This is a genomic window from Polaromonas sp. P1_G1 (assembly GCF_056405595.1).
Window position 1 is genome coordinate 85,690 of record NZ_JBFUBU010000009.1, and the last position, 13,632, is coordinate 99,321.

Sequence of the window (13,632 nt, forward strand, 5' to 3'; positions counted from 1 at the left end):
CAAGTTGGAACAGGCTCTGTGTACGGCTCAACAAGAGGCCGTATCGCAGGTTAACAAAGCTCTACCAGGCTACTCAGGAGACAAAAAATGGCTGCCAATCCCACCCAAGCCGGCGACAACTTGCGCGCCGCCGCCAACGACGCGCTGGACAAAGACAGCCAGGAAACCCGCGAATGGATGGACGCCCTGTCCGCCGTGATCGAAAGCGAAGGTCCGGAGCGCGCCCATTTCCTGCTCGAGCAACTGCTGGAGCATGCCCGCCAGAAGAGCATAGACATGCCTTTCTCGGCCAACACCGGCTACGTCAACACCATTGAGACCGACCAGGAAGAGCGTTCGCCCGGCAACCTCGAGATCGAGGAACGCCTGCGCGCCTACATGCGCTGGAACGCCATGGCCATGGTGGTCAAGGCCAACCGCCTGCATCCCGCCGACGGCGGCGACCTGGGCGGCCACATCGGCTCCTTCGCCTCGCTGGCCAGCCTGTTCGGCGCCGGCTTCAACCACTTCTGGCACGCCGAGAGCGCTGAACCGGGTAAAGAGCACGGCGGCGACTGCCTCTACATTCAGGGCCACGTGTCGCCCGGCGTCTATGCCCGCGCCTACCTCGAAGGCCGCCTGACCGAAGAGCAATTGCTCAACTTCCGCCAGGAAGTCGACGGCAAGGGCCTGTCCAGCTACCCGCATCCCAAGCTGATGCCCGAGTTCTGGCAATTCCCCACCGTCTCCATGGGCCTGGGCCCGCTGATGGCGATCTACCAGGCGCGTTTCCTCAAGTACCTGCATGCCCGCGGCATCGCCAACACCGAAAACCGCAAGGTCTGGGCCTTCCTCGGCGACGGCGAGATGGACGAAGTCGAATCCATGGGCGCCATCGGCCTGGCCGCGCGCGAAAAGCTCGACAACCTGGTCTTCGTCATCAACTGCAACCTGCAACGCCTGGACGGCCCGGTGCGCGGCAACGGCAAGATCATCCAGGAACTCGAAGGCGAGTTCCGCGGCGCCGGCTGGAACGTCATCAAGCTGCTCTGGGGCAGCAACTGGGACCCATTGCTGGCCCGCGACAAGGATGGCGCGCTCAAGAAGGTCATGATGGACACGCTGGACGGCGACTACCAGGCCATGAAGGCCAATGACGGTGCCTACGTGCGCAAGCATTTCTTCGGCCAGGACCCGCGCACGCTCGAGATGGTCGCCAAGATGAGCGACGAGGACATCTTCAACCTGCGCCGCGGCGGCCACGATTCGCAAAAGGTCTATGCGGCCTTCCACAAGGCCGTCAACCACAAGGGCCAGCCCACCGTCCTGCTGATCAAGACCGTCAAGGGCTTCGGCATGGGCAAGATCGGCGAAGGCAAGAACAACGTCCACCAGACCAAAAAACTGGCCGACGAAGACATCAAGGCCTTCCGCGACCGCTTCAACATCCCGATTCCCGACAGCCAGCTGGCCGACATCCCCTTCTACAAGCCGGCCGAAGACACGCCCGAGATGCGCTACCTGCACGAGCGCCGCAAGGCCCTCGGCGGCTACCTGCCGCACCGCCGCGTCAAGGCCGACGAGCAGTTCACCGTGCCCGCGCTGGAGACCTTCAAGTCGGTGATCGAGCCCACGGCCGAAGGCCGCGAAATCTCGACCACCCAGGCCTATGTGCGCTTCCTCACGCAGCTGCTGCGCGACCAGGCCCTGGGCCCGCGCGTGGTGCCCATCCTGGTCGACGAAGCCCGCACCTTCGGCATGGAAGGCCTGTTCCGCCAGATCGGCATCTACAACCCTGACGGCCAGAAATACACGCCGGTCGACAAAGACCAGGTGATGTACTACAAGGAAGACAAACAGGGCCAGATCCTGCAGGAAGGCATCAACGAAGCCGGCGGCATGAGCAGCTGGATCGCGGCCGCCACTTCGTACAGCACCAACAACCGCATCATGGTGCCGTTCTACGTGTACTACTCGATGTTCGGCTTCCAGCGCATCGGCGACCTGGCCTGGGCGGCCGGCGACATGCAGGCGCGCGGCTTCCTGCTGGGCGGCACCTCGGGCCGCACCACGCTCAACGGCGAAGGCCTGCAGCACGAAGACGGCCACAGCCATATCCTGGCCGGCACCATCCCCAACTGCATCAGCTAYGACCCGACCTTCGCGCACGAAGTSGGCGTCATCCTSCACCACGGCYTSAAGCGCATGGTSGAGAARCAGGACAACGTCTACTWCTACCTCACGCTGCTCAATGAGAACTACGCCATGCCCGGCCTCAAGCCCGGCACCGAAGAGCAGATCATCAAAGGCATGTACCTGTGCAAGGAAGGCGCCAAGCTCACGCCGCGCGTGCAGCTGCTGGGTTCCGGCACCATCCTGCGCGAGTCCATCGCCGCGCAGGAGCTGCTCGAAAAAGAATGGGGCGTCGCCGCCAACGTCTGGAGCTGCCCGAGCTTCAACGAACTGGCCCGCGACGGCCAGACCGCCGAACGCTGGAGCCTGCTGCACCCGGCCGAAAAAGCCAAGGTGCCGTTTGTGGCCGAGCAGCTTGAAAAGCACACCGGCCCCGTCATCGCCTCGACCGACTACATGAAGGCCTACGCCGAGCAGATCCGCTCCTTCATCCCCAAGGGCCGCACCTTCAAGGTGCTGGGCACCGACGGTTTCGGCCGCAGCGACTTCCGCAGCAAGCTGCGCGAGCACTTCGAGATCAACCGCCACTACATCGTCGTGGCGGCCCTGAAGGCGCTCAGCGAAGAGGGCACGGTGCCCGTCGCCAAGGTGAGCGAAGCCATCAAGAAGTACGGCATCAATGTCGACAAAATCAATCCGCTTTACGCTTGAGTTAAAACCCTGACGTAGACGCCTGAACGCCTGAAGCAAACGGAGACAAGATATGGCAGTGGTAGACATTCAAGTTCCTGATATCGGGGATTTCGACGAAGTGACGGTGATCGAATTGCTGGTCAAGCCCGGCGACACCGTCAAGGCAGAGCAGTCGCTGATCACCGTGGAGTCCGACAAGGCCTCCATGGAAATCCCTTCGAGCCACGCCGGCGTGGTCAAGGAACTGCGGGTCAAGCTCGACGACAAGGTCAAGCAGGGCTCGGTCGTGCTGACGCTGGAAGTCGCGGGGGCCGAAGCCGCTGCACCAGCACCAGCAGCGGCGGCAAAACCCGCCGCTGCGCCTGCGGCTCCGGCGGCCAGCGCCCCGGCACCCGCACCTGCCGCCGCACCTTCCGCCTCCGGCCCGGTCGAAGTCCGCGTGCCCGACATCGGCGACTTTAAGGACGTGTCCGTCATTGAGATCCTGGTCAAGCCCGGCGACACCATCAAGGCCGAGCAGTCGCTGATCACCGTCGAATCCGACAAGGCCTCGATGGAAATCCCGTCGTCCGCCGCCGGCGTGCTCAAAGAGCTCAAGGTCAAGATGGGCGACGTCGTCAACATCGGCGACCTGCTGGCCGTGCTGGAAGGCTCTGTTGCCGCCAGCGCAGCACCCGCCGCCGCACCTGCAGCCGCTTCGGCGCCCGCCACGGCGTCCGCGCCTGCGCCTGCCGCCGTATCCGCCGCCAGCCAGCCCGCCCACGATCCCACCACGGCCCCGCAGGGCAGCCTGCCGCACGCATCCCCCTCGGTGCGCAAGTTCGCGCGCGAACTCGGCGTGCCGCTGGCCGAAGTCAAGGGCTCAGGCCCCAAGGGCCGCATCACGCAGGACGACGTGCAGGCCTTCACCAAGTCGGTGATGGACGGCAGCGTCCGCACCCAGGCGCAGGCCGCCAAGGCGCCTGCGTCTTCGGGCGGCGGGGCGGGGCTGGACCTGTTGCCATGGCCCAAGGTCGACTTCACCAAGTTCGGCCCGGTCGAGCGCAAGGACATGTCGCGCATCAAGAAGATCAGCGGCGCCAACCTGCACCGCAACTGGGTGATGATCCCGCACGTCTGCAACCACGACGATGCCGACATCACCGAACTCGAAGCCTTCCGCGTGCTCATGAATAAGGAAAACGAGAAAGCCGGCATCAAGATCACCATGCTGGCCTTCCTGATCAAGGCCTCGGTCGCCGCGCTCAAGAAATTTCCCGAATTCAACGCCTCGCTCGACGGCGACCAGCTGGTGCTCAAGCAGTACTACAACGTCGCCTTCGCCGCCGACACCCCCAACGGCCTGGTCGTCCCGGTCATCAAGAATGCCGACCAGAAGGGCATCGTGCAGATCTCGCAGGAGATGGGCGAGCTCGCCAAGAAGGCACGCGACGGCAAGCTGAGCCCGGCCGACATGTCCGGCGCCTGCTTCACGATCTCGTCGCTGGGCGGCATTGGCGGGCGCTACTTCACGCCCATCATCAACGCGCCTGAAGTCGCCATCCTGGGCGTCTGCAAGAGCTCGACCGAGCCGGTCTGGGACGGCAAGGCCTTYSWSCCGCGCCTGATGCTGCCSYTGTCGCTGASCTGGGACCACCGCGTGATCGACGGCGCMGCCGCYGCRCGCTTCAACGYSTACCTGGGCCAGATCCTGGSYGACTTCCGCCGCGTCCTGCTGTAAACAGGGGCGGAAGCATGACAACACTTGTAGTCGTCAAAAAGGCGGGGCAGGTCGCCATCGCCGCCGACACGCTGGTCACCTTCGGCGACACCAGCCTGGGCCAGCGTTTCGAGGCCAACAGCAAGATCTTCAAGGTCGACACGCCCGCCGGCCTGAGCTACGTCGGCATGGCCGGCACGGTGGCGCATTTTCCGGTGCTGCGCAAGGCCATGGCGGCCCTGCCCAAAGACCAGCTCAAGCTGGGTTCTCGTGACGAGGTGTTCGACACCTTCGTCAAGCTGCACCCGCTGCTCAAGGAGACGTTCTTCCTGCAGACCAAGGAAGACGACAACGACCCCTATGAATCCAGCCAGTTCACCGTCGTCATTGCCAACGCCAGCGGCATCTACGGCCTCTACAGCTACCGCGAAGTCTTCGAGTTCAAGGAATTCTGGGGCATAGGCTCGGGCCGCAGCTTTGCGCTGGGCGCCATGCACGCCGCCTGGGACAAGGCCAAGACCGCACGCGAAGTCGCCATGGCCGGCCTCAACGCGGGCTGCGAGTTCGACAAGAACTCGGCAGGCCCCGTCGACATATTCACCCTTAAATTGAAAGCCTCCAAATGAGCGCATCCAGCCTGCTAGACATCAAGGTGCCGGACATTGGCGATTTTGACGAAGTGTCCGTGATTGAAGTGCTGGTCAAGCCCGGCGACACCATCAAGGCCGAGCAAAGCCTGATCACCGTGGAAAGCGACAAGGCGTCCATGGAAATCCCGTCCTCCGCCGCCGGCGTGGTCAAGGAAGTCAAGGTCAAGCTCGGCGACAAGGTCAAGCAAGGTTCCGTGGTGCTGACGCTCGAAGCTTCCGGCGCCGCTGCGGCTGCTGCTGCGCCCGCGCCGGAGAAAAAGCAGGCTGCGGCTCCCGCACCGGCTGCCAGCGCGCCCGCCGCGCCCGCTCCAGCGGCCGCCAGCTTCAGCGGCTCCGCCGACCTCGACTGCGACGTGCTGGTGCTGGGCGCCGGCCCCGGCGGTTATTCGGCCGCCTTCCGCGCCGCCGACCTGGGTCTGAAGGTCGTGCTGGTCGAGCGCTATGCCACGCTGGGTGGCGTCTGCCTCAACGTGGGTTGCATTCCCTCCAAGGCGCTGCTGCACGTGGCCGCCGTGATGGATGAGGTCAAGCATTTCGACAGCCTGGGCGTGAGTTTCGGCGAGCCCAAGCTCGACATCAACAAACTGCGCACGCACAAGGAAAAAGTCGTCGGCAAGCTCACCGGCGGGCTGACCGCGATGGCCAAGATGCGCAAGGTCACCGTTGTGCGCGGCCTGGGCCAGTTTGTCGGCGCCCATCACCTGGAGGTTGAGGAGACCACCGGTAACGCGCAGGAAAAGTCGGGCAAGAAACAAACCATCGCGTTCAAGAACTGCATCATTGCCGCCGGTTCGCAAGCGGTACGCCTGCCTTTCATGCCGGATGATCCTCGCGTGGTCGATTCCACCGGCGCGTTAGACCTCAAGGAAGTCCCCAAGCGCATGCTGATCCTGGGCGGCGGCATCATAGGCCTGGAAATGGGCACCGTGTACTCCACCCTGGGCGCGCGCCTCGACGTGGTCGAGATGATGGACGGCCTGATGCAGGGCGCCGACCGCGACCTCGTCAAGGTCTGGCAGAAGATGAACGCACCGCGTTTCGACAACATCATGCTCAAGACCAAAACCGTGGGCGCCAAGGCGACCAAGGCCGGGATTGAAGTCAGCTTCGAAGGCGATGGCGCACCGGCGCCGCAGACCTACGACCTGGTGCTGCAGGCCGTGGGCCGCACGCCCAACGGCAAGAAGATCGCCGCCGACAAGGCCGGCATCAGTGTGAGTGATCGCGGCTTCATCCCCGTCGACATCCAGATGCGCACCAACGTGCCCCACATCTTCGCCATCGGCGACATCGTCGGCCAGCCCATGCTCGCGCACAAGGCCGTGCACGAAGCGCACGTGGCGGCTGAAGTCATCGCCGGCGAACTGCAGGGCAACAAGGAACTTGCCAGCGCCGCCTTCAACGCACGCGTGATCCCCAGTGTGGCCTATACCGACCCTGAAATCGCCTGGGTCGGCCTCACCGAGGACCAGGCCAAGGCGCAGGGCATCAAGGTCAAGAAGGGACTCTTCCCCTGGACGGCTTCCGGACGCGCCATCGCCAACGGCCGCGACGAAGGTTTCACCAAGCTGTTGTTTGACGACAGCCCTGAAGCCCACGGCCACGGCAAGATCCTGGGCGGCGGCATCGTCGGCACGCACGCCGGCGACATGATCGGCGAGATCGCGCTTGCCATCGAGATGGGCGCCGACGCCGTCGACATCGGCAAGACGATCCACCCGCACCCCACACTGGGCGAAAGCATGGGCATGGCGGCGGAAGTGGCGCACGGCAGCTGCACCGACTTGCCGCCGGCGCGCAAGTAAGCCGGCGGTCTCAAGTTACTCTGGCACGCACGCGGGCGCCTCTTGCAGGGGCCGCTCACGCGGCCATCTGTACGGCGTGCCGGAAAATATCGCCCGGCGTGGCCATCCAGACCTGGCCCCGGTCACGTGCGGCGGCAACATGCTGAAGCGCACGCCGCAAGTGGCGCAGGCGGTAAGGCTGGCCGACGATGTAAGGGTGCAGTGCAATGCCCATCACCAGCGGTGCTGAACTGCTGGCCTGCGATTGCTCCAGCATCTCGTCAAGCTGGTCGATGATCATCTGCGCAAAGTCTTTCCCGTCCATCTGCCGTGCAATGATCATCGGGATGTCATTGAGTTCTTGCGGGTAGGGCACGGCCCATAAAGCCTGCCCGCTGCGAGTGCGCATCGGCAGCGGCTGGTCGTCGTGACACCAGTTCAGGGTGTAGCCGTAGCCGCTTTCGGCGAGCAGGTCAGGCGTTTGCAGGCTTTCCGAAATCCACGGTGAAAGCCACCCGGCCGGTGCTTGGCCGCTTTCCAGTTGCATGCGCGTGCGGCACTGCACCAGCAGGCTACCTTCGTTCGCTTCAGTCATTGCCGCCTGGCGTTCAGCGTTGCTGTGGCCATGGCCGACCAGTTCGTCGCCGCGCGCCACGCAGGCGGCCACCAGCTCCGGGCAGTGGTCATACAGTGCGGTGTTGATCAGGGCCGCCGCAGGCAGGCCCAAGCTGTCAAACAGCTCGAGGCAGCGCCAGCTGCCAACGCGGTTTCCGTACTCGCGCCAGCTGTAGTTCAGGACATCCGGTTGCGGGCTGGCCGGGCCGATGGTGGCGCCCATACCCTCGCCGAAGGCAAAGTGCTCGATGTTGAAACCCAGGTAAACAGCCAGACCGGCGCCGTTGGGCCAGCGATAAGGTTTGCGCCGATTGATCGCCTGGTAATCAAAGCGATTGTGCGTTGGCAGAGCGCCGCTGTAGTTTGCCGCCATCAGCTGATCAAAGCACGGCCAGGCCGGCGCGCACCAGCAACCACTCGGCGCTGTCGTTCCACACATCCATGTGTGTGATCAGCCCGCTTTTGACGACATAGCGGTCCACATAGCGGTTGCCTTCAAAAGACGTCCCGTCAGGCCATTCTCCGTACAGGGTTCCCAGGCTGTAGACCACTGCTTCATCGGGCGCGGCGCCGTTGGAGCCGGCGGCAACCGTTTCGGTGCGCTCAATCCTTTTTTTCACCCATTTGTAGCGCGATGCATTGAATTTGGTGCACTCGGTGGGGGCGCTCATGGCCCGGCCGCCGGTGAAAAGAATCTTCATGCCGGGTGCCGTGAACCGGCTGGCGGCCACCGGGTCAGGAAGCATGATGAGCCGAAGGAACTCATTGACCACTTCGGCAGCGCTTGCCGTGTCGCTGGAAAAGGCCTTGGTGCTGTTCAATCAGGGGGCTCCTGCGGCTGTCGTTGCCGGAAAAATCATGTGGCTGCATTGGCAACCATCAACAGGGTTGAAAGCGGGAAACGGCTGAGGACGTCTGGCGATCTGCAACTTGTGTGCCAATTCGACTTTTCATGCATACGCGCTTTGTGGATGGGTTTTCACTGCGCCCTGGCGCCGGGAACCAGAAGGCGCTTCCCTCTCCCAGCCTGCGGTGGCGCGACGGCATAAGCCTCGCGGGGGAGAGGCGCCGCAAACGCCCACGCGTTTACCTAGTCAGCGTCGGCGCGAGGCCGCCGCATGCCGTGGCAAGCCGGCACTGACCCCAACAGCGCGGGTCTGGTGGTAAGGTAGAAAAGTGCAGCAGCCCCTTGATGGGCCTGGTCAATAAGCGATGTAATTGATAGCGCCCGCAGAGTAGCGCTCAAGTCAGGGCCGCACGCCAGGCGACTCCATCGCCATGCCCTTGGCGCGAGCATTCAGGTACAGCTCCAGCTCCACCAGTTCCTGCGCGCCATAGGCAAAGGGCTGGGCGCGCACGCCGCTCATGCAGCCGCGCAGGCGGCGCTGCAGCGAGCCCAGTGCCTGCCATTCAAGCCGGTACACCGGGTAGCCCGTGGGGTGGGCCTCGGGGATTACGCTGCCGGCCAGGCGCCCGCCGGCCAGGCCGTCGTGGCATTGCGCGCAGGACAGGTTCAGCTGGCCTATGCGCTGCGCGAACAGCTGCTGCCCGCGCTGGCGGAAGGGCTCCAGCCTGGCGTCGTTGGGCGGCGCCAGCGGCAAGCCGCGCGACTGCAACGCGACATAGCTTTCCAGGCTCAGCAGTTCGGGGCTTTCGGCGCGCAGCGGTGCGGCCTGCTGGTGCTGCTGGCGGCACTGGTTGATGCGCTGGCTCAGGGTGATGGGGCGGCCCAGCGGGGTGTCAAACGCCGGATAACGCGCCGCCACGCCGCGCATGCTGCTCTGGGCCGCTGCATGGCAGCTGATGCAGGCCTTGCCGCTAGCGCCCGCCGGCTGTTTCCACAGCGCCTCGCCGTCCTGGACCCACAGCATGCCGGGATTGAGCGCGTCGTCTTTTTGCATGGCTTGTGTGGAGGCACCCATGTCCTTAAAGCCTGAGCGGCGTGTGTCCTTGCCCGGCGCGGTCTGCGCGCCTGCGTGGCTCACCAGCAGGCCTACCAGGAGGCCTGGTAACAGGCCTTGCAAGATATGCCTCATGAGACGGTCAGGCTGATGCTTTCCGTCTGCGTGAACCCGTTGTCGCCTTCCCAGTTGAGCACCAGCGTGCCGCTGTCGGTCGCCACGGTGTGGAAGGCGATGTAGGGGTTGGCCGAGACGGCTGAAAACAGCTCAGCGCTGAAGACCAGCTCGCCGTTGTAGCGGCAACTGAAGGCCTGGATGATGTTGCGCGGCAAGACCTTGCCATCCTCGCCGGCGCGAAAGCCGGTTTCCATGGGGTGGCCTATGGTGGCGCGTATCTCGATGATCTCRCCGCGCCTGGCGCTGGTGGGCGCATTGATCAGGGTGCGGGCCATCAGGGTTCACCTTCAATACAGGCGGCGAGCGTGACGATCACATTCACCGTGTGCGACCAGTAGCTGCCGTCGCTCATCTGCGCCACCGCCACCAGTTGCTGCGAAGTTGCCAGCCGTATGCGCGTGGTCACGGAGGCCTTGCCGGCGCGCGGCCCCAGCGTGAAGCGGGCGACGTCGCGCTGCGGATTTTTCTCGTTGAAGAGGGCAATGCTTTTTACGTGCTCGGCGGCCGTCATGGGGCTGTCTGTCGTGACGGTGATGGGCACCACATTGCCGTTGTCCACCAGCTCGGCCACGTCGAGCTTGACCTTGCCCGCGCGGACGGGCTCATTTTTTGTATAGGCCGCCACGGCCACCGCCAGGTCGCCCGCGGCGGCGGAGGCCGGCCGCAGCACCACGCTAGCAAGCACACCGGCGGCGCTTGCCAGGACATGGCGCCGGCGGGGCAGGGCGGGTTTGTGTGGGGGCAGCGTCATCTTTTCCTCTTAGTTGCGTAACGTACGCAAGTAGGCCACCACGTCCTCGATCTGCTGGGCATCCAGGATGGGCTTGCCTTGCCAGGCCGCACCCACGCGCACCAGGCCCTCGCTGCGGTAATAGGCGGGCATGAGGCTGGCCGGGTTCAGGCGCTGCGCGTCGGCGATGCGCAGGCGCAGCTGGCCTTCGTTCCAGCGCGCGCCCGCGCCGGCCAGATCGGGCGCCAGGTTGCCCTGGAAGCGCTCTTCGGGAATCGGCCCGGTATGGCACAGCAGGCACAGGCCCAGCTGGCGGTTGGCGACGATGGCGCGGCCGCGCGCCGGGTCGCCGGGCGTGGCCGTCAGCGCCTGCGGGATGGCGTCACCGACGACCTGCAGCGGCGGCACCGTCGCCACCGCTTGTTGCGCGAAGCTGGTCCAGGGCGCCATCATCATCATCCCGCCGGCGACGGCCCCTTGCCAGTTCATGCCTTCTTGAGGTCGTGGTTCTTCAGCGGCAGGTCGCGTATGCGTTTGCCCGTCGCGGCGAACACGGCATTCAGGACGGCGGGCGCAGCGACCGCGATCGTCGGTTCACCGACGCCGCCCCAGAAGCCGCCCGAGGCCACGATGAGGGTCTCTACCGCCGGCATGTGCTGCATCTGCACGACGGGGTAGGTGCTGAAGTTGTCCTGCTCCATGCGCCCGTCTTTCTGTGTGCATTCGCCGAACAGGGCGGCCGACAGACCATAGGCGAAAGAGCCTTCGACTTGCGCCTCGATCTGCTGCGGGTTGACGGCATAGCCCGGGTCGGTGGCCGCCACGATGCGGTGCACCTTGAGCACACCGTCCGGGCTCACCGACACCTCGGCGCAGGCCGCCACATAGCTGCCGAAGCCCATGGTCTGGGCCAGGCCGCGGAAGACCTTCTGGCCGCCCACGTCGGGCGGCGGCACGTTCCACTTGACGCGCTCGGCCACGGCGTTGAGGACGGCCAGGTGCTTGGGATGGCTGCCCATGAGTTTGCGCCGCAGGGCCAGTGGGTCCTGCTTGGTGGCAAACGCGATCTCGTCGATGAAGGACTCGAGGTAGATGGTGTTCTGGTTCAGGTTCACACCGCGCCAGAAGCCGGGCGGCACGCTGGGGTTGCGCATCGCATGGTCTATCAGCAGGTTGGGGAAGCTGTAGCCTATGGAGGCTTCAGGCCCCGGCGCATTCAGGCCCTGGAACTGCACCGGGTCCAGCCCGTTGCGGATGTTTTGCGGAAACACGCCGGCCAGGATGGACTGGCCCGAGATGCGCATGTGCAGGGCCGTGACATTGCCCTGCGCGTCCAGCCCGGCCTGCAGCTTGCACTGCGTGACCGGGTGGTAGCGGCCGTGCAGCATGTCTTCCTCGCGCGACCACAGCAGCTTGACCGGCACGCCCGGCATCTGTTTGGCGATGTCGACGGCCTGGCGCACCCAGTCGTGCACCGCGCCGCGCCGCCCGAAGCCGCCGCCCAGGTGGATCTTGTAGACCTCGCATTTGCCGACCGGCAGTCCCGCCGCTTCGGAGGCGGCGGCCAGCGCCGCCTCGCCGTTCTGGGTGGGCGTCCAGACCTCGCAGCGCTCGGGCGTCCAGCGCGCCGTCGCGTTCATGGGCTCCATGGTCGCGTGGTTCTGGTGCGGGTAGGAGTACACCGCCTCGATGCGCCTGGCGGCCGACGCCAGCGCGGCCTTGGCGTCGCCGTTCTGGTTGCCGACGACGGCGTCGTTCGCGTCCAGCCCGGCCTTGAGCATCTGCGCCACACTGGCGCTGGAGTTGGCGGCATTGGGGCCGTTGTCCCATTCGATGGGCAGCGCGTCCAGCGCGGTCTTGGCGCGCCACCAGGTGTCGGCGACGACGGCCACCGCGCTGTCCCCGACGGCCAGCACCTTCTTCACGCCCGGGCGCTTTTCGATGGCGGCGGCGTTGAAGCTCTTGACCTTGCCGCCGAACACCGGGCAGTCCTTGATGGCCGCATTGAGCATGCCGGGCAGCTTGAGGTCGGCGCCGTAGACCTGCTTGCCCGTGACCTTGTCCGTGGTGTCCAGGCGCGCCAGGCGCTTGCCCACGAGCTTCCAGTCTTTCGGATCCTTGAGCTTGGGCTCGGCGGGCGGCGCCACCTTGGCCGCCGCAAGCGCCACCTTTCCGTAGGTGGTCTTTCGGCCCGATGGCGTATGGGTGATCACGCTGCTGGCCGCCGTGCATTCAGCCACAGGTACCTTCCATTCGTCAGCCGCTGCCTGCACCAGCATCATGCGGGCGGTGGCGCCGCCCTTGCGCACGTAGTCGTGCGACTCGCGGATGCCGCGGCTGCCGCCGGTGGAGAAATTGCCCCAGGCGCGGTTGCGCGCGAGGTTCTGCCCCGGTGTCGGGTATTCGGTGGTGACTTTCGCCCAGTTGCATTCCAGCTCTTCGGCCACGAGCTGTGCCAGGCCGGTCAGGCTGCCCTGGCCCATTTCAGAGCGGGCGATGCGGATGATGACCGTGTCGTCGGGGCGCACCACGACCCAGGCGTTGATCTCCGGCGAGTCGGCGCCTTGCGCCGCGGCCGTGCCGGCGAACGGAATGTGGAACCCGACGACAAGACCAGCCGATGCGCCCGAGGCCAGGAAGCGGCGGCGCGACAGGCGGGGCGATGCGGAAGCGGATGAGGAGGGCAGGGTGGTGGCGCTCATGTTGTGCTCCCGTCGGTGTGCTGGATGGCGAGTGCCGCGCTTTTGGTGCTGCCGCCCGCGGCAACGACCTTGATGGCGGCACGGATGCGGTTGTAGGTGCCGCAGCGGCAGATGTTGGTCATCGCCTCGTTGATGTCGGCATCCGTCGGGTTCGGCTTGGCCTTGAGCAGCGCCGCGGCCGTCATCACCATGCCGCACTGGCAGTAGCCGCACTGCGGAACGTCCAGCGCCACCCAGGCCTTCTGCACCGGGTGCGAGCCGTCGGGCGACAGGCCTTCGATGGTCACGATTTTTTCGGTGGCGCTCACCGTGGAGACGGGCCGCACGCAGCTTCGTGTAGGCACGCCGTCGATGTGCACGGTGCAGGCACCGCAGGCTGCGATACCGCAGCCGTATTTTGTGCCGGTGAGCCCGAGCTGCTCGCGGAGGACCCACAGCAGCGGTGTGTCGTCCTCCACTTCAAACTCACGCACGGTACCGTTGACGTTCAGCTTTGCCATGGATGCGCTCCTCAATATTTGAAGGAAGGATGGGCCGACTAAGACTGGGCGATAGTAGCGCCGGTGCAT

General features: G+C 65.3%; 12 protein-coding genes. 4 read left to right on the forward strand and 8 right to left on the reverse strand.

Annotation, left to right across the window (positions count from 1 at the left end):
- The first annotated feature begins 87 nt into the window (after positions 1-87).
- The 4 genes from aceE to lpdA are packed head-to-tail and all read left to right on the forward strand — an operon-like array spanning position 88 to position 6,959.
- Entirely contained in the window at positions 88-2,823 is a 2,736-nt protein-coding gene (gene aceE / locus AC1D1Y_RS06130; protein ID WP_477681564.1) for a pyruvate dehydrogenase (acetyl-transferring), homodimeric type, read from the forward strand.
- Positions 2,824-2,875: 52 nt separating this feature from the next.
- Complete coding sequence (gene aceF, locus AC1D1Y_RS06135; protein ID WP_477681565.1) at positions 2,876-4,525, forward strand: dihydrolipoyllysine-residue acetyltransferase; 1,650 nt, start codon at positions 2,876-2,878, stop codon at positions 4,523-4,525.
- 14 nt (positions 4,526-4,539) lie between these two features.
- Positions 4,540-5,130 (forward strand): MFS transporter, encoded by a 591-nt coding sequence (locus AC1D1Y_RS06140; RefSeq protein WP_477652169.1) that lies wholly within the window; start codon positions 4,540-4,542, stop codon positions 5,128-5,130.
- On the forward strand, positions 5,127-6,959 hold the full coding sequence (gene lpdA, locus AC1D1Y_RS06145) for a dihydrolipoyl dehydrogenase (protein ID WP_477681566.1): 1,833 nt from the start codon (positions 5,127-5,129) through the stop codon (positions 6,957-6,959). The genes AC1D1Y_RS06140 and lpdA overlap by 4 nt, the downstream gene beginning before the upstream one ends.
- A 55-nt stretch (positions 6,960-7,014) precedes the next feature.
- Here the strand turns inward: lpdA and AC1D1Y_RS06150 are convergent, their stop codons facing one another.
- From AC1D1Y_RS06150 to AC1D1Y_RS06185, 8 genes are all read right to left on the reverse strand, one after another.
- Complete coding sequence (locus AC1D1Y_RS06150; protein WP_477681567.1) at positions 7,015-7,926, reverse strand: polysaccharide deacetylase family protein; 912 nt, start codon at positions 7,924-7,926, stop codon at positions 7,015-7,017.
- Between the two features lie 7 nt (positions 7,927-7,933).
- Entirely contained in the window at positions 7,934-8,299 is a 366-nt protein-coding gene (locus AC1D1Y_RS06155) for a nuclear transport factor 2 family protein (protein ID WP_477676903.1), read from the reverse strand.
- 501 nt (positions 8,300-8,800) lie between these two features.
- Positions 8,801-9,589 (reverse strand): sulfur oxidation c-type cytochrome SoxA, encoded by a 789-nt coding sequence (gene soxA, locus AC1D1Y_RS06160; RefSeq protein WP_477681568.1) that lies wholly within the window; start codon positions 9,587-9,589, stop codon positions 8,801-8,803.
- The gene (gene soxZ, locus AC1D1Y_RS06165; protein ID WP_477681569.1) at positions 9,586-9,906 is read right to left on the reverse strand and encodes a thiosulfate oxidation carrier complex protein SoxZ; all 321 of its coding nucleotides are present in this window, start codon (positions 9,904-9,906) and stop codon (positions 9,586-9,588) included. Before soxZ ends, soxA begins: the two co-directional genes overlap by 4 nt.
- The gene (locus tag AC1D1Y_RS06170) at positions 9,906-10,382 is read right to left on the reverse strand and encodes a SoxY-related AACIE arm protein (protein WP_477681570.1); all 477 of its coding nucleotides are present in this window, start codon (positions 10,380-10,382) and stop codon (positions 9,906-9,908) included. Before AC1D1Y_RS06170 ends, soxZ begins: the two co-directional genes overlap by 1 nt.
- A 9-nt stretch (positions 10,383-10,391) precedes the next feature.
- A complete protein-coding gene (gene soxX, locus AC1D1Y_RS06175) occupies positions 10,392-10,850 on the reverse strand; it encodes a sulfur oxidation c-type cytochrome SoxX (RefSeq protein WP_477681571.1) in 459 nt (152 codons plus the stop codon).
- Positions 10,847-13,063: a xanthine dehydrogenase family protein molybdopterin-binding subunit gene (locus tag AC1D1Y_RS06180; RefSeq protein WP_477681572.1), complete on the reverse strand. Its 2,217-nt coding sequence runs from the start codon at positions 13,061-13,063 to the stop codon at positions 10,847-10,849. Before AC1D1Y_RS06180 ends, soxX begins: the two co-directional genes overlap by 4 nt.
- The gene (locus AC1D1Y_RS06185) at positions 13,060-13,563 is read right to left on the reverse strand and encodes a (2Fe-2S)-binding protein (protein WP_477676900.1); all 504 of its coding nucleotides are present in this window, start codon (positions 13,561-13,563) and stop codon (positions 13,060-13,062) included. The genes AC1D1Y_RS06180 and AC1D1Y_RS06185 overlap by 4 nt, the downstream gene beginning before the upstream one ends.
- Positions 13,564-13,632: the final 69 nt, after the last annotated feature.

Coding starts and splice junctions, on each gene's coding strand:
- AC1D1Y_RS06155 (WP_477676903.1), bottom strand. CDS start 8,299: ATGCTTCCTGACCCGGTGGCCGCCAGCCGGTTCACGGCACCCGGCATG.
- AC1D1Y_RS06170 (WP_477681570.1), bottom strand. CDS start 10,382: ATGACGCTGCCCCCACACAAACCCGCCCTGCCCCGCCGGCGCCATGTC.
- AC1D1Y_RS06140 (WP_477652169.1), top strand. CDS start 4,540: ATGACAACACTTGTAGTCGTCAAAAAGGCGGGGCAGGTCGCCATCGCC.
- AC1D1Y_RS06185 (WP_477676900.1), bottom strand. CDS start 13,563: ATGGCAAAGCTGAACGTCAACGGTACCGTGCGTGAGTTTGAAGTGGAG.
- AC1D1Y_RS06180 (WP_477681572.1), bottom strand. CDS start 13,063: ATGAGCGCCACCACCCTGCCCTCCTCATCCGCTTCCGCATCGCCCCGC.
- lpdA (WP_477681566.1), top strand. CDS start 5,127: ATGAGCGCATCCAGCCTGCTAGACATCAAGGTGCCGGACATTGGCGAT.
- soxA (WP_477681568.1), bottom strand. CDS start 9,589: ATGAGGCATATCTTGCAAGGCCTGTTACCAGGCCTCCTGGTAGGCCTG.
- soxX (WP_477681571.1), bottom strand. CDS start 10,850: ATGAACTGGCAAGGGGCCGTCGCCGGCGGGATGATGATGATGGCGCCC.
- AC1D1Y_RS06150 (WP_477681567.1), bottom strand. CDS start 7,926: ATGGCGGCAAACTACAGCGGCGCTCTGCCAACGCACAATCGCTTTGAT.